The organism is Mesorhizobium sp. M1409 (genome assembly GCF_040317535.1).
Classification (GTDB): Bacteria; Pseudomonadota; Alphaproteobacteria; order Rhizobiales; family Rhizobiaceae; genus Mesorhizobium.
Map to the genome: position 1 here is coordinate 1 of NZ_JAMYKV010000063.1, position 14,901 is coordinate 14,901.

The following is a 14,901-nucleotide window of genomic DNA, read 5'->3' on the forward strand; positions in this document are numbered from 1 at the left end:
TGATGCCTTCGAGCGTTTGGTCTCCCGCGCCGCCGAAATTGGCGACCTGGAGCGTACCCGTCCCCGATGTGCCGCCTGCGACAACGAGCATGTCGGTCACCGAACCGTCGGCACCGAGCGCGGTGTTGAGGACGATGGTGCCGCCATTGCCGACATAATCGCCGCTGATGGTCAGCGTATTGCCGACCGGCGATGCGCACCGTTCCGGCGTTGGTCAACCCGGCAAGCGTCTGGGAGGTGCCGGCAAGGTCAAGCGTGGCGCCAGAGGCGACGGAGAACTGCGAGGAGGAACTGAATGCCTTGGCCGCGCCCGCGGCGAGCGTGCCGCCGCTGACCGACGTGGCGCCGGTAAATGCCGAGTTGTCCGAGGCGAGCACCAGAATGCTCTGGCCATCCTTGACGAAAGTGCCGGCGCCCGAGAGCACGCCGGCATAGCTGGCATTGGCCGTCTGGTCGAAGGTGAAGGAGCCGCCCGCGCCGATCGAGACATCGCCGCCGAAGCGCTCGGCCGCCGAGACGAGGCCACCCTGGTCGATGGTCCAATCGAGCAGCGAGGTGCCTGCAAGCGTCAACGTGCCGGCGCCGTCCTTCACCATTGTGCCGGTGCCGGAGATATCGCCGGCAAAGCTGGCGTCCGCCGTCTGGTCGAACACGACAGTGCCGGCATTGCCGATGTCGCCGCGGATCGAAGCCGCGTTGCCTACCAGCGTGCCGGCGTCCACCAGCGTGTTGCCGCCATAGCTGTTCGTTCCGGTGAGGGTCAACGTGCCGGCGCCGGTCTTGGCAAGGCTGCCGGCGCCCGAGATCGCGCCGGACAAAATGAGGTCGGCCGCGGTGTCGAAGGTGCCGCCGGCCGCCGCGAGCGTGATGTCGCGCGCCGAGAAGAAGACGGCGGTGTTGCGCAGCGTGCCGCCGGCGAGCGTCAGGCCGCCGGCGGCAGCGCCGAGATTGTTGTCGGCCGAAACCGAGAGCACGCCGCCCGAGACGGTCGTGCCGCCCGTGTAGGTGTTGGCGCCGGAAAGCACCAGCGTGCCGGCATCGGTCTTGGTGAGGCTGCTCGCCCCGGTCAGCACCGAGGCGATGGTCGCGGTATAGCCCGCCCCGGCCGGGGAGCCGTCGCCGACCCGGATGATGCTCTCGCCACCGGCGCCGGCCAGCGTTGTGGCGTCGCCTTCGATGCGGTAGCCGTCGGCGGCGAACTGCATGCCGGTGACCGCCAGCGCGCCGGCGCCATCGCCGGCGATGACGGTACCGCCAAGTGTCTGGAAGATGGCAAAGCCGGGCTGCGGCTTCATGGCTCCGTTGACTAGGCCGGTGCTCGTGGTCCAGTTCGGGCTCGTCGCCGTCCAGGTGCCATTGCCGCCGTCGACCAGATCATTGTTGGCATTGCCGGCCGCGTCGCCGTCCCAGAACAACAGGTCGTTGCCGACGCTGCTGATAAGATTGACCTGGTTGGCGACGGAGGTCTGCACCGACAGGTCGGCCGCCGTGACGTTGACCGGCAGATTGCCGAACTCAAGACCATTGTCGGTCAGCGAGCCGCCATAATTGATCAGCCGATAGACGCCGGGGCCGAAGCCGCCGACATCGGTGATGTCGAGGCTGCCGTCCAGAGTCAGGTTGCCGGTCACCACGATCAGATCGTTGACGCCGCCGCCGACAATGCCGGCTTGGCCGAGCTCATAGTCAAGGGTCGAGCCCGAGCTCAGGCTGAGCGATCCCACCGTCAGCGTGCCAGGGCTGGAGCCCGGCGCCAGCACGCCGCCATCGGCGATAATGACCGCGCCGGCAATCGAGCCGGAGCCGCCCAATGTGCCGCCGCTGTTGACGGTCGTCTGGGTGTTGCCGAGCGCGCCCTCGACGACAAGCTTGCCGCCACTGACCGTGGTTGCGCCGGAATAGGTGTTGGCGCCGCCCAGGATCATGGTGCCGCCGTTGAGTGCCAGTCCACCGCTGCCGGAGATGATGCCGGAAAAACTATCGTTGGTGTCGGTGATCGTAAGCGTCTTGGCGCCCAGAGTGACGGCGCCGCTGCCGGCGAGGCTCTGAATGCTGGTGCCTGTCGGGGTAATGGCCGCGATATCGAACGTTCCGTCCGCGAGCACTCGGCTTGAATCGGCAACGGCGCCGGCTCCCTGAAGCGAGAGTGTGCTGCCGGCCTGGATCCAGGTCTCGCCGGAATAAGGGCTGTTGGCTAGAAGGTTGAAAATGCCGCCGCCTGTTACGGTCAGGCCACCGGCGCCAGTAAACCCAGAGGTAGCGTCGGTCCCCACGGTGAAGCCGGCGGTATCGACGGTCAGCCCGCCAGCCAGTACGCTAAGTTCAGTGCCCGAGAATCCATTGATGAAGGTCGCATTGTTCGCTCTTGCCTTGAGAATGCCATTGTCAAAATTGGCCTGCGCCGCGCCGAAGCCGTTCCGCAGAACGGCCGTGTCCAACATGCCGCCGCTGATGTTGAGCGTGCCGGAAGAGGTGACACCCACGCCTAAGATCGTGGTGCTGGCGACGACTTTGCCTCCATTCACAACGTTCAGCGTACCGTTTCCTTGATAGCCGACACCAAAATTCCCGCTGCTTATCGTCCATAGCGATCCAGCCCCGGTGACGGTGACGGTTCCGGTGCCGCTGGCTTGATTTCCGATCCGCGGGGCTGACGCGCTTGTAAGCGTGCTGCCGTTCTGGATCGTCAGACTGCCCGACCCGCTATCGCCAACGTACAGGGAGCTCGTCACACCAATTGCTGGGCCACTCACGCCAAGCACTGTCGGGTTAGGCGATGTCGTGTTGATCACGACGGAGCCGCCTGAGGGGGCTACGCCGCCCGACCAGTTGCTGCCCACCGTCCAGTTGTTGCTCGTCGTTCCAGTCCATTGCTGAGCGGAGGCCGAGGTCAGTGAAGCGCCGATCGCCAGCGCTGTCAGGCCGACGCCCGCCAACAGCTTGGTCATTGTGCCGCCCCGATCTTCGATCGTTTCGCCGCCGGCAGCCGTGCTCATATGAAATTCCCCCAACAGAGCCAAATGCGCCTCGCAGCGTCGACCCTGATTCCGATCGGGTAAACGCAGCACGAAAGGGTACGGCCTCGCAACAGGCTTATATTCGGATCGACTACCAAAAAACTAATCCTAGCAAGGAAAGGCAAGTCTGTGTTGGTGACGTCACAGCGGATTTACTTGTATTAGCTTCTGCTTATTTAAACGAGTAAGCTCACCGAACTATGCGAAATGGGCTTGCTGGCTCCACGGCGGCGCGCGCGCCGTGCTCGGCGAAGTCGCCGGGGGTCCAGACCTCGCGGGTTTGGACTCGATGCGGGCAAGCAGGCGCGAGCGAAGATCGGTATGGGGCTCAACTATGGGCATGTCCGAAATAAGCTACAAGTTTCGGCCACTCGTGGCGCCCAACCAAACATGGAACTCGCATTTTCGCATTAAAGGATATGGCCCGGCACTTTAGACTATCCGAATGCCCTCCTTCCGCAGGGGCATGACGTCATTCCGGTTGACTCTTAACCAAGACGAGAACAAATGTAGAACATATCACGGCTTTCCGCGTTTCAAGGGTCAGATGCGTGTATCGGCGCCCCCTGCTGCCATTTCCGACCTTCGAGAACGCATCGCGCGCCTCGAAGGCGGAAAGGCGCGCGCCCGAATGGTTTTGCCGTTCGGAGTGGCCGCGATCGACAGGGTTCTGCCGGGAGGCGGGTTGACTTTTGGCGGTCTGCACGAGGTCGCGGGCGGCGGCAATGGCGCTGTCGACGGTGCGGCCGCGGCGCTGTTCGCCGCGGGAATTGCCGCCCGCACGGCAGGCAAGGTGCTGTGGTGCGTTACCCGGCCCGATCTGTTCGCGCCTGCGATCGAACAGGCCGGCCTTCCTCCGGGACGGGTAATCTATGTCGAAGCCGGCGACGAAAAATCCGTTCTCGCCTGTTTCGAAGAGGGTCTTCGTGGCGGTTTTGGCGCTGTCGTTGCCGAGATTGCACGGCTTTCGATGACGGCCTCACGGCGGCTTCAGCTTGCCGCCGAAAACTCCGGCGCCACCGGCATCGCCATTCGCCGCTGGCGGCGACAGACGGAGGCAACCGATTTTGGCCAGCCGACAGCCGCCGAAACCCGCTGGCGGGTGTCGGTCCTGCCGTCGACACCACTGCCTGTTCAGGGAGTCGGGCGTGCGCGCTGGCAGCTTGAACTGATCCGATGCCGTGCAGGAGAGAGCGCAGATTTTACAGTGGAGGCTTGCGATGCCAAGGGTCGTATCGCTCTTCCTTCCGATGTGGCCGACAGACCGCTTCAGAAGGAAATCGGGCGACGCCGCGCCTCCGCCTGAGACGCCGCTCGTTTTGATCGGCCGCGACGGACGTCGCCGTGTGGTACTTGCCGCTGATGCGGCAGCGCACGCAGCCGGCCTGCGCATCGGCATGCCGGCGAGTAAGGCGCAGGCGCTCGTTCCGGGTCTTGTCGTTCATGATGCCGAGCCCGAAGCAGATGAGATGGCGCTCGAGCGATTGGCGCTGTGGGCGCTGCGCCGCTACGCGCCGATCGTCGCTGCCGATGCGCCGGACGGCATTGTGATCGACACGACCGGCGCCGACCATCTGCATGGCGGCGAGGCGGCAATGCTCACCGATATGGTGGAGCGACTTGCCGCGTCCGGCTTTACCGCGCGCTGCGCGGTCGCCGATAGCTGGGGCGCAGCCCACGCATTGGCCCGCTTCGGTACACGGCAGACGCTTGTGGTACCGTCCGGCGAAATTGCCCAGGCGATCCTGCCTTTGCCGATCGCTGCCCTTCGCTTTCCCGCCGCGACGATCGATAGTCTGAGGCGGCTCGGCTTCGAGACAATTGCGGATCTCACCGGCACCCCGCGTGCGGCGCTCGCCTTGCGTTTTGGGCCGGAGGCCGGCCGCCGCCTCGACCAGGCGTTCGGACGCGTGAGCGAACCGATCGAGCCGATCCGGCCGCAGGAAATTGTCGAAGTGCGCCGCAATTTTGCCGAGCCGATCGGCGCGGCACAAACAATCGCGCGCTATACCGGCAAGCTGGTCGCTGAACTATGCGCCTCACTCGAGACGCGAGGACTTGGCGCACGCCGGCTCGATCTTCTGTTCTTCCGCGTCGACAATCGCATCGAGGCGATCCGTGTCGGCACAGCATTGCCGGTGCGTGACACGAAGCGCTTGACCCGGCTTCTCACCGACAAAATAGAAACGATCGATCCAGGGTTCGGCATCGAGCTGATGCGGCTTGCCGCGACCGTTGCCGAGCCGCTGCGGGCCAAACAGATGATTTCCTCGCTCGCCGAGGCGCCCGAACCCGATGTGTCGGATGTGATCGACATCCTCGCCAACCGTGTCGGTGAGGACCGGCTCTATCGCTTTGCCCCGGTGCAGAGCGACGTTCCCGAACGTTCGGTTCAACGCATTGCCCCAATGGCGCCTGATACCGGCGAGGGCTGGCCCGGCCATTGGCCGCGCCCAACTCGGCTGTTGCCACGACCCGAGCCGATCGAGACGGTGGCACTTCTTCCCGACCATCCACCCGTGACTTTCACTTGGCGCGGCGTCCGCCGACGCGTGAAGCGTGCGGATGGTCCGGAACGCGTCTTCGGGGAATGGTGGAAGCGCGACGCCGAGCTCGCGGCGGTGAGGGACTATTTCCGGGTCGAGGACGAGAACGGCGAGCGCTACTGGGTCTACCGCGCCGGCGACGGCGAGGATGCCGCGACCGGATCGCATAAATGGTTCATGCATGGGATCTTCGGATGACTGGCGCGGCCCGATATGCCGAGCTGCAGGTCACCTCGCATTTCAGTTTCCTGCGTGGGGCGAGTAGCTGCGAAGAGCTGTTCGCCCAGGCGGCACTGCTCGGCATCGAAGCGCTGGCTATCGTCGACCGCAATTCGCTTGCCGGCATCGTGCGCGCCCATGAAGCGGCCAAGACGACAGGCGTTCGGCTAATCGTCGGCTGCCGTCTTGAACTGGCCGACGGCATGTCGATCCTGGTCTACCCTACGGACCGACCGGCCTATTCGCGCCTTTGCCGCCTGCTGTCGCTCGGCAAGGGCAGGGCCGGGAAGGCAAAATGCCATCTCGAATGGGATGATGTCGTCGCCTATGGCGAAGGTCTGATTGCTGTCCTGGTGCCGGACGAAGCCGATGACCTTTGTGCCGTTCGTTTGCGGCGGCTGCGCGAGATCTTCGGTGATCGCGCCTATCTGGCGCTCACCTTGCGCAGGCGTCCGAACGACCAGCTCAGGCTTCACGAGCTGGCAAATCTTGCGACGGCGATGCACGTGCCCACCGTCGTCACCAATGACGTGCTTTTCCACGAGCCAGCCCGCCGCATGATGCAGGATGTCGTCACCTGCATTCGTCACAACGTCGCCATCGATGGTGCCGGCTTCCGGCGCGAACGTCATGCTGATCGCTACCTCAAACCTGGCGACGAAATGGCGCGGCTCTTCAGCAATTATCCCGAGGCCTTGGCGCGCACGATCGAAATCGCCGACCGCTGCCGGTTCTCGCTCGACGAGCTCGCCTACCAATACCCGGAGGAGAAGACCATGCCGGGTCTCACCTCCCAGCAGGCGCTGGAAAAACTGACCTGGGAAGGTGCTGACAGCCGCTATCCCGAGGGCGTGCCTGACAAGGTGGTCGAGATCTTGAAACACGAGCTGCGGCTGATCGAGACGCTCAGATACGCGCCGTACTTTCTCACCGTGAACTCGATCGTCCGCTTCGCGCGCAGCCAGAACATCCTTTGCCAGGGCCGCGGCTCGGCCGCCAATTCCGCCGTCTGCTATGTGCTGGGCATCACCTCCATCGATCCCGAACGCAACAACCTTCTGTTCGAGCGTTTCGTCTCCGAGGAGCGGCGCGAGCCGCCCGACATCGATGTCGATTTCGAGCACGAACGGCGCGAGATCGTCATGCAGTGGGTCTACGAGACCTACGGCCGCGAACATGCCGCGCTTTGCTCCACCGTCATCCGTTATCGCACCAAGGGCGCCGTCCGTGATGTCGGCAAGGCGCTCGGCCTGCCCGAAGACATGACCAAACTTCTGTCCTCGCAGGTCTGGGGCCACGGTGAGGCGGTCGATGAGCAGCGCGCCGGCGAGCTCAACCTCAATCTCGGCGATCGCCGGCTGCGCCTGACCCTCGAACTCGCCGCGCAACTTGCCGGCACGCCGCGCCACCTCTCGCAGCATCCGGGCGGCTTCGTCCTGACGCATGATCGCCTCGACGATCTCGTGCCGATCGAACCGGCGACGATGAAGGATCGCCAGGTCGTGGAATGGGACAAGGACGATATCGACGCCCTCAAATTCATGAAGGTGGATGTCTTGGCCCTGGGCATGCTCACCTGCATGAAGAAGTCATTCGATCTCCTGTCCGAGCACAAGGGCATCGCCCTCGACCTGGCGACGATCCCGTCGGAGGATCCGCGCACCTACGCGATGATCAGGAAGGCCGATACGCTCGGCGTTTTCCAGATCGAATCCCGCGCGCAGATGTCGATGCTTCCGCGCATCAAGCCGCGCACCTTCTACGACCTGGTCATCGAGGTCGCGATCGTCCGTCCCGGCCCGATCCAGGGCGACATGGTCCATCCCTACCTTCGCCGGCGCGATGGCACGGAGGCGGTGACGTTTCCGACACCGGAGCTCGAGCGCGTGCTGGGCAAGACGCTGGGCGTGCCGCTGTTTCAGGAGCAGGCAATGCAGGTCTCCATGATCTGCGCTGGCTTTTCGGCCGGCGAGGCCGACCAGCTGCGGCGCGCCATGGCCACCTTCAAGCACACCGGTGGCGTCTCGAAGTTCCGCGACAAACTGATCAATGGCATGATCGACAACGGCTATACCCCGGAGTTTGCCGAAAAGACCTTCTCCCAACTCGAAGGCTTTGGCAGCTACGGCTTTCCCGAAAGCCATGCCGCCTCCTTCGCCTTGATCGCCTACGCGTCCTCCTGGATGAAATGCTGGCATCCGGATGTCTTCTGCGCCGCGCTTCTGAATTCGCAACCGATGGGTTTTTATCTGCCGGCCCAGATCGTGCGTGATGCTCGCGATCATGGCGTCGAGGTGCGACCGGTCTGCGTCAATGCCAGCCGCTGGGATTGCACGCTTGAGCCGACCGACGTCGAAGATCGCTTCGCTGTCCGGCTCGGCCTGCGCATGGTGAAGGGTCTCGCCAATGATGACGCGGCCGCAATCGTCGCGGCGCGGGCCGTCGAACCCTTCCTCTCGGTCGACGATCTCTGGCGCCGCGCCGGCGTGCCAGCGGCTTCACTTGTCCAGCTCGCCGAGGCCGACGCATTTCTGCCGGATCTGAACCTTGCCCGCCGCGATGCGCTCTGGGCGATCAAGGCGCTACGCGATGAACCTTTGCCCCTGTTCGCGGCCGCCACGTCCCGTGAACACAAAACGGTGACGGAGATCCACGAGCCCGCTATCACGCTCAAGCCGATGACGGCCGGCCGCGAGGTTGTCGAGGATTATGGCCATGTCGGGCTGACCTTGCGCAGCCATCCGGTGTCGTTTCTGCGTGCCGATCTACGCCGGCGTCGCATCGTGACCTGTGAGGAGGCCATGCAGGCGCGGGACAAACGGTGGCTCGAGGCCGCCGGCCTGGTGCTGGTCCGGCAGCGGCCGGGCTCGGCCAAAGGCGTCATGTTCCTCACGATGGAGGATGAGACCGGCGCCGCCAACGTCGTCGTCTGGGTCAAAATCTTCGAGAAATTCCGTCGCGTCCTTCTCTCGTCGGCCATGCTCAGTGTGCGCGGCCGCATCCAGCGGGAAGGGGAGGTGGTGCATCTCGTCGCGCACGAGTTGACCGATCTTTCGGCCGAACTCGCCAGCGTCGGAAACCGCGACACGCCATTTCCATTGCCACACGGCCGCGGTGACGAGGCCCATCATGGCGGATGGGGCATCGATCCGCGCGGCATGCCGAAAACGCGCGAAATCGTCGATTCCTATGAGCACATAGACCGCATTAAGGTGAAGACGCGGGATTTTCGGTAGCGACGACATCGTTGAAAAAATCAAACGATGCCCCGTGCCAGGTAAATGTCTGGTCCAAGAAATGTGCTGCGAGGGAGGCATGCCTTTTGCCTCTTGCAGCAGCTATCGCGCAGCCCCATTTAGAGGCTATTGATATTTTCGGCCGATCGATCCGGGCCTTGCGATTTCTCGCTTTTGCTGCATCTATCTCCAAAGTCTCGATATGAACCGGTTCGGCTTCATCGCCGGATCACGCTGCAATTGTTACGAAGGAATACGCATATGGCGACTGGAACCGTGAAGTGGTTCAACAGCACCAAGGGTTTTGGATTCATCCAGCCCGATAATGGTGGTCAGGACGTTTTCGTCCATATTTCCGCTGTCGAACGCGCGGGTCTTTCGACCCTCGTCGATGGCCAGAAGATTAACTTTGAGATCGAGCAGGACCGCCGTACGGGCAAGTCCTCAGCGGGCAATCTCAGCAAAGCAGGCTAATTGTTTCTCGCGCGGCCCGGCACAAGCCGGAACGACGCGGCAAGTCACGGATGTACTGGCAGTCGCTCGACAAGAGCGCGCGGGAATATGGTTCAATCGGAAGGCCGGCGCAGCAGATTGCTGCAAGCCTTCTTTGCAAAGGAAAGGCGGGGTTACTCCCGCCTTTTTTGTGTCCGGACTACGTAGGCCGATGAATCTGCAGCAATCAGGCCGCGGTCTTCTTGCGCGTCCGCTTCACCGGCGCCGGCTTTTCCGGTTCTGTCGGCTTTCGGCCGAGTCCCATCGTCTTGGCCAATGCCGAGCGCGCTGCGGCATCGTTCGGCGCGACCATCGGGTAGTCCGCTGGCAGGCCCCATTTGGTGCGATATTCGCCGGGCGTCAGGTTGTAGTGTGGGTCGCGAGATGGCGTTTCAACGACTTGAACTTCTTCCCGTCCTCAAGGCTGACAATGTAGTCCGGAGTGACCGATTTCTTGATCGGCACGGCAGGCTTGAGAACCGCTGACTTATCCGGCGCAACACCGCCGCCAGCTGTGCCCTTCAATGCGGCGCCCGCACTACTCCGCCCGCGGAACCAGTGGACCGAGCGCCCCGATGCCGGCCCCTGCTGCAGACCGTGCCGCGGAGCCGTCGCCACAGACGAAGTCCGCACCTCTGGGCGGGGTTCCGACGTCGGTGCCACGCGCGCTTCACGGGCTGGCTTTCCCTGAGCGTCCGCGTCTGTTCTTGCGTGTTGGCCAACGGTCATGTCTGCCCTGCGTCGCCTGTTTGAGCGTTCCTGGTGACAGAGCGCTAGACGCGCTCTGGGCGGATCTCAGTCAGCCTTGAGGAGATTGCTCGCTGCGACGATGGACGTCTCTTCGCCGCGGGAACGCTCGGCTGAACCCGATGTTAGTAGATATGCCAAAGACAAATCACCTCCTGGGCGTCGCTACTACCGCCAAGATTGGCGGACACCCAATCCAGGCGATGTTGATTCCTCTCCCGATCGCGTTGCTGGTCTCGGTCTTCCTTTCCGATGTGATGAGCGCTGCCGCGGCGCTGGCCGGCTTTGCCGGCTCCCTCGGAAATGCCGCCATGCGCTCGATAAGCGCGGCATGGCACCATATGATCGGCGATGTCACGGCAGTGGTGCTCGCGCTCGCCAGCTTCTTCCTTTTGCGCCGAGCCGGCGCTGGAGATCGAGGCTCATCAGGCCAGGGGCGGTGTTGAAGGCGACCAGCCCGGACATGCAGCTCCTCGCGGCGATAGAGGTCGCGAAAGTCGGTCGTGTTGTGCGTGACGAGCACATAGCCATCATCGACCGCGCGCCGGGTCACCAAATGGTCCTTGGCGCCTGCGAGGCCCAGCCAGCGCACATGGCTCGACGTTCGCGCGCCAGTTTCGCAAGCTCTGGGCTTAGGCATTCGTCGATCAGGAATTTCACGAAACGGCTGGCAGATCGTCGAGACGGATTGTGCGTGTCGACTTCGCCGCCGTGCTGCGCCACGCCGGCTTGACGGGCGGACGGCCACGCCGCGGATAGGCGAGCGCAAAGTCGGCCGCGAGCCCGATCTGGTCGAGAGTCAGTTGCGGATAGGCGGCACGGATCGTCTCGGGCGTATCGCCATTGGCGAGCATGTCGGCAACGTCATGAACAAGCACGCGTGTTCCAACAAAGGCCGGATGACCGCTAAGTACCGCTGGATCGCGCGCCACCATGGCCTTGGCTTTCCTCAGTCGGCTGAGGCCGGTCCTTACCCCGGCGGTGATCGGCTTCAGGTCGACCTTAAGCGGATCGTCCGCGACCACGGACGCAGCATCATCGGCAATGGCGTGCTCGACGATCCGCCGCCGCGCGGCAGGCGTCAGCGTCTCCGCCGTCAGCCAGGCGAGGCGTAGGCCGACGAGACCGGCTCCGATGATGACGCGGCTGCCGCGGCGTGTCTCGACACGGCCGTGTAGCAATCCGGCATCGATAATGCGATGCACCTGCTTGAGCGGCACCTGCGTTACCGCCGCCGCCTCATTGGCGGTGAGCACTTCGGTACTAAACCCCGGCATGACAGTAATCCTTCCACATTGATGGAAGATATATAGTCACTCTGCCGTCCGCAGTCCAGCGAAGCTTTGCGGCAGCCAGGCAGGGCAGCGCCGGCGTGAGATTTGGAGGCAGAGGGGGAGGGGAGTTTCCTGACGGGCTTGGAGGTTCGGGGAGAGGCCCCGGGCCGCCCGTCATGGAGAACCTGACCATGGCAAAGAACGCCATTCAGAAGATTGCAATGAACGCCGCGGAAAACATTCCCTATGACAAGCTAACGCTGTCGCAGAAGAATGTCCGGCGCATCAAGGACGGCGTGTCGATCGAGCAGCTGGCCGAAGACATCGGACGGCGAAAGTTGATCCAGAGCCTGAACGTCCGTCCCGTGCTCGGCGGCGAGGGCGAGGAGACGGGCACGTTCGAGGTGCCCGCCGGCGGCCGGCGTTATCTCGCGCTCGGCATCCTCATCAAGCAAAAGCGCCTGGCGAAGAACGAGCCAATCCCCTGCATCGTCAACCGCGGGCAAGAGACCTCGGCCGAAGAGGACTCTCTTGCCGAAAACCTGCGGCGCGCCGACCTGCACCCGCTCGACCAGTTTCGGGCCTTCAAGACGCTCAGCGATCAGGGCCTCGATCCGGAGGAGATCGGCGCCCGCTTCTTCGTGTCGCCGGCGACGGTGAGGCAACGCCTGCGGCTGGCCTCGGTGTCACCGAAACTTCTCGATCTTTACGAGAAGGACGAAATCCGGCTCGAACAGATCATGGCGTTTTCGATCTCGGACGATCACGCGCGCCAGGAGCAGGTCTGGGAGCGGATTTCCAGCTCGCACATGCAGGAACCATACTACATCAGGCGCCTGCTGACTGAGACTACGGTCCGGGCCGATGATCGCCGTGCCGTCTATGTCGGCGCCGAGGGCTATGAGGCGGCCGGCGGCGTCATCCTTCGCGACCTGTTCGAGCAGGATGCCGGCGGTTGGTTCCAGGATGCGGCGCTCCTCGAGCAGCTCGTCTTCGACAAGCTCAAGGTGGATGCCGAGGCGATCCGCGCCGGAGGCTGGAAATGGGTCGAGGCGGCGATCAGCTTTCCCTATGGCCACACCTCCGGCATGCGGCGCATCTACGCCGAAGCGCAGGAACTGAGCGCCGAGGAGATCGAACGCTACGACGCGCTGAAGGCCGAATACGACAAGCTGGATGCGGACTATGCCCGGGCCGAGGACGCCGACGAGACAATCGAGGCGAAGCTCGACCAGCTGGGCGCCGAGCTCGATGCGATCGATGATCGCCCTCAAAGCTACGATTCCGCCCAGAAGGCCATTGCCGGTGTGTTCGTTACGCTTGCCGCGAACGGCAAGCTCCAGGTCGACGCCGGTTTTGTGCGGTCCGAGGACGAGCCGCGGGCCGAAACCGGCGATGTCGATGAAGGCGAAGAAGGGGGCGCCGACGGCGGAACCGGATCCAATGACGACGACGATGGCGAAGGTGTTGTCGTCAACGGCAAGCCGGTGGGTGACGGCTCTGGCGACGACGGCGAGGACGATGGCATCAAGCCGCTGCCCGATCGGCTCGTCTTCGACCTGACCGCGCAGCGGACGCTGGCATTGCGCAACGCGCTCGCCGGTGACGTCGACATGGCCATCGTCGCCGCACTCCATGCCTTCGTCCTGCAGGTCTTCTATCGCTTCGCGCCGGACACGTGCCTGGAGATCAGCCTGAAGAGCGGCAGCTTCAGCCAGGTCGACGGTCTTGCCGAGACATCCTGGGCCAAAGAGATCGCCGAGCGGCACGAAGCCTGGGACCGCGATCTGCCCGATGAGGCGGAAGGCCTGTGGGACTTCCTTCTCGGCCTCGACGAAGCAAGCCGTAAGGCGCTGTTCGCGCACTGCGTCTCGCTGACCCTCAATGCGGTGGTCGAACCCTGGAATAGGCGAGGGAAGGCGCTCGAGCATGCAGATGTGCTCGGTCGCTCGCTTCAGTTCGACATGGTCGACGCCGGCTGGACGCCTACGGTCGAGTTCCTCGGGCGGCTCACCAAGGCGCGGATTCTACAGGCTGTCCGTGAAGCTCGTGGCGCAGACTCCGCACAGCTGATCGACCACATGAAGAAGGACATCATGGCCCGTGAAGCGGCCCGTCTTCTTGAGGGGTCGAACTGGCTGCCCGAACCGCTGCGTCTTTCCGGCGACGGCACTTCCGAGCCCGTCGATCAATCGGCGGACGGTGGCACGCTCGCCGGCCATCCGGACGAGACCGTGAGTGATCTGCCGGCGTTCCTTGAAACTGACGCCCGGCCATCAACCGGTGAGCCAGTGGCCAAAGACGGCGACGAGAACGATCAGCTCCACGCCGCCGAATAAGTCACACCATCATTCCGCTCAAGGCCCGGCACTCAAGCCGGGCCTTTCATCTTGTTTCGACGCGGACACCCGCATGCCGGGTATGCCTCGTTTCATGGAGATCTCTATGTTCCAGTGGGAAAAGAGCTGTTCCTATGATGAGCAGCAAAAAAGACGCTTTCACACGACGGCACGTGCAAGATTGAGGAGGCTCGCCACCGAGCTTGGTCTTTCGCCTGGCAGCTTTGACATCCGCTCCAACAAGGCCGGAGTGGCTGTATCAGGCGAAGTCACCCTGCACCACGATCGCGCCTACATCCAGATCGGCCAGTTCGGGCTTTCCTCCGGCCACGGTATCATGATCCGGACGTGCAAGAGCCGGGAGGACTACACCGGCGGCTCCAACCATTTTGTCGCGCTCACCATGCTTGATGACATTCCTGCACTCGCCGCGACGGTGCACGCGATCACAGGCGTCGGTCCTGAGAATTCGAGCGCATCCGGGTTCCGCGCCGCCTGGCCTTTCCCCTCGCAACCAATGACCCGGTGGTATCGCCGGCGCAAAGTCGCTCGGCGGCGCTTGTCGCCATGTCAAATCGGAGGGCCCGGTCGATGAAGGACCTCGAGATCCACAAGTTCGTCGTTGTCTCCACGGCGCATGTTTCGGAAGCCACCGCGAAACGGCTTGACCATACCCCGGCGAAGGACTGGCCATGCGCCGGCGGGCCCTATGCCGAATACGGATGGTTCGTTTACGCACACGACGAGAACTCCGGCCCCGGCGAGAACGCCATTCCCGCCGATCTCTTCGACGTCATGACCTGGGCGCGCAGGCAAGGTTGCGAATACATCCTGTTCGATTGCGACGCCGACCAGGTGGACGGTCTGCCCGCCTATGACTGGTGACATCTTGCTCGCGGCGTCCTAGTGCGCGAGCACCAACTCGATTGACACCGGCGATTGAGCGGGGCCGGCAATACGCAGCGGTTGGCCCCGTCGCCACCGACCACCGTCTTTAGATCGACTCATCCAGCTCGGCTCCGCGCCGTAGC

At 63.6% G+C, this 14,901-nt stretch carries 10 protein-coding genes and 3 pseudogenes; 8 read left to right on the top strand and 5 right to left on the bottom strand.

All coding sequences use genetic code 11. The features are described from left to right. Together NKG99_RS31175 and NKG99_RS31180 are read right to left on the bottom strand one after the other, a co-directional pair. Positions 1–175 (bottom strand): autotransporter outer membrane beta-barrel domain-containing protein (locus tag NKG99_RS31175; RefSeq protein WP_352873120.1); only part of this gene is annotated, 175 nt, incomplete at its 3' end. 178 nt (positions 176–353) lie between these two features. Continuing rightward, a pseudogene (locus NKG99_RS31180) lies at positions 354–2,996 on the bottom strand (beta strand repeat-containing protein); the annotation flags it as partial. Between the two features lie 568 nt (positions 2,997–3,564). On the opposite strand from NKG99_RS31180, the gene NKG99_RS31185 reads away from it, so the two are divergent. The 4 genes from NKG99_RS31185 to NKG99_RS31200 all read left to right on the top strand — a co-directional run bounded on the left by NKG99_RS31185 (position 3,565) and on the right by NKG99_RS31200 (position 9,492). Further along, positions 3,565–4,323: an ImuA family protein gene (locus tag NKG99_RS31185; protein WP_352873097.1), complete on the top strand. Its 759-nt coding sequence runs from the start codon at positions 3,565–3,567 to the stop codon at positions 4,321–4,323. Then, the gene (locus tag NKG99_RS31190) at positions 4,238–5,761 is read left to right on the top strand and encodes a Y-family DNA polymerase (RefSeq protein WP_352873098.1); all 1,524 of its coding nucleotides are present in this window, start codon (positions 4,238–4,240) and stop codon (positions 5,759–5,761) included. The genes NKG99_RS31185 and NKG99_RS31190 overlap by 86 nt, the downstream gene beginning before the upstream one ends. Then, positions 5,758–9,018 carry an error-prone DNA polymerase gene (locus tag NKG99_RS31195; RefSeq protein WP_352873099.1) on the top strand — a complete coding sequence of 1,087 codons (3,261 nt, stop codon included), beginning with the start codon at positions 5,758–5,760 and terminating at the stop codon, positions 9,016–9,018. The genes NKG99_RS31190 and NKG99_RS31195 overlap by 4 nt, the downstream gene beginning before the upstream one ends. 261 nt (positions 9,019–9,279) lie before the next feature. Further along, positions 9,280–9,492: a cold-shock protein gene (locus NKG99_RS31200; protein WP_282753690.1), complete on the top strand. Its 213-nt coding sequence runs from the start codon at positions 9,280–9,282 to the stop codon at positions 9,490–9,492. A gap of 205 nt (positions 9,493–9,697) precedes the next feature. Here NKG99_RS31200 and NKG99_RS31205 read toward each other — a convergent pair. Further along, positions 9,698–10,038: pseudogene (locus tag NKG99_RS31205) on the bottom strand (Ros/MucR family transcriptional regulator); the annotation flags it as partial. A 422-nt stretch (positions 10,039–10,460) separates the two neighbouring features. On the opposite strand from NKG99_RS31205, the gene NKG99_RS31210 reads away from it, so the two are divergent. After that, the gene (locus NKG99_RS31210; protein ID WP_352873122.1) at positions 10,461–10,703 is read left to right on the top strand and encodes a hypothetical protein; all 243 of its coding nucleotides are present in this window, start codon (positions 10,461–10,463) and stop codon (positions 10,701–10,703) included. Positions 10,704–10,741: 38 nt separating this feature from the next. On the opposite strand, the pseudogene NKG99_RS31215 reads toward NKG99_RS31210, so the two are convergent. Together NKG99_RS31215 and NKG99_RS31220 are read right to left on the bottom strand one after the other, a co-directional pair. Further along, positions 10,742–10,897: pseudogene (locus tag NKG99_RS31215) on the bottom strand (DUF5615 family PIN-like protein); the annotation flags it as partial. Between the two features lie 16 nt (positions 10,898–10,913). Beyond that, positions 10,914–11,534: a DUF433 domain-containing protein gene (locus NKG99_RS31220; protein ID WP_352873100.1), complete on the bottom strand. Its 621-nt coding sequence runs from the start codon at positions 11,532–11,534 to the stop codon at positions 10,914–10,916. Positions 11,535–11,722: 188 nt separating this feature from the next. Between NKG99_RS31220 and NKG99_RS31225 the strand changes: the two genes are divergently transcribed. The 3 genes from NKG99_RS31225 to NKG99_RS31235 all read left to right on the top strand — a co-directional run bounded on the left by NKG99_RS31225 (position 11,723) and on the right by NKG99_RS31235 (position 14,755). Further along, on the top strand, positions 11,723–13,870 hold the full coding sequence (locus NKG99_RS31225) for a ParB/RepB/Spo0J family partition protein (protein WP_352873101.1): 2,148 nt from the start codon (positions 11,723–11,725) through the stop codon (positions 13,868–13,870). Between the two features lie 106 nt (positions 13,871–13,976). Beyond that, positions 13,977–14,465: a hypothetical protein gene (locus NKG99_RS31230; protein WP_352873103.1), complete on the top strand. Its 489-nt coding sequence runs from the start codon at positions 13,977–13,979 to the stop codon at positions 14,463–14,465. Next, the gene (locus tag NKG99_RS31235) at positions 14,462–14,755 is read left to right on the top strand and encodes a DUF5983 family protein (RefSeq protein WP_352873104.1); all 294 of its coding nucleotides are present in this window, start codon (positions 14,462–14,464) and stop codon (positions 14,753–14,755) included. Before NKG99_RS31230 ends, NKG99_RS31235 begins: the two co-directional genes overlap by 4 nt. Positions 14,756–14,901: the final 146 nt, after the last annotated feature.

Coding starts and splice junctions, on each gene's coding strand:
- NKG99_RS31185 (WP_352873097.1), top strand. CDS start 3,565: ATGCGTGTATCGGCGCCCCCTGCTGCCATTTCCGACCTTCGAGAACGC.
- NKG99_RS31190 (WP_352873098.1), top strand. CDS start 4,238: ATGCCAAGGGTCGTATCGCTCTTCCTTCCGATGTGGCCGACAGACCGC.
- NKG99_RS31195 (WP_352873099.1), top strand. CDS start 5,758: ATGACTGGCGCGGCCCGATATGCCGAGCTGCAGGTCACCTCGCATTTC.
- NKG99_RS31200 (WP_282753690.1), top strand. CDS start 9,280: ATGGCGACTGGAACCGTGAAGTGGTTCAACAGCACCAAGGGTTTTGGA.
- NKG99_RS31210 (WP_352873122.1), top strand. CDS start 10,461: ATGTTGATTCCTCTCCCGATCGCGTTGCTGGTCTCGGTCTTCCTTTCC.
- NKG99_RS31220 (WP_352873100.1), bottom strand. CDS start 11,534: ATGCCGGGGTTTAGTACCGAAGTGCTCACCGCCAATGAGGCGGCGGCG.
- NKG99_RS31225 (WP_352873101.1), top strand. CDS start 11,723: ATGGCAAAGAACGCCATTCAGAAGATTGCAATGAACGCCGCGGAAAAC.
- NKG99_RS31230 (WP_352873103.1), top strand. CDS start 13,977: ATGTTCCAGTGGGAAAAGAGCTGTTCCTATGATGAGCAGCAAAAAAGA.
- NKG99_RS31235 (WP_352873104.1), top strand. CDS start 14,462: ATGAAGGACCTCGAGATCCACAAGTTCGTCGTTGTCTCCACGGCGCAT.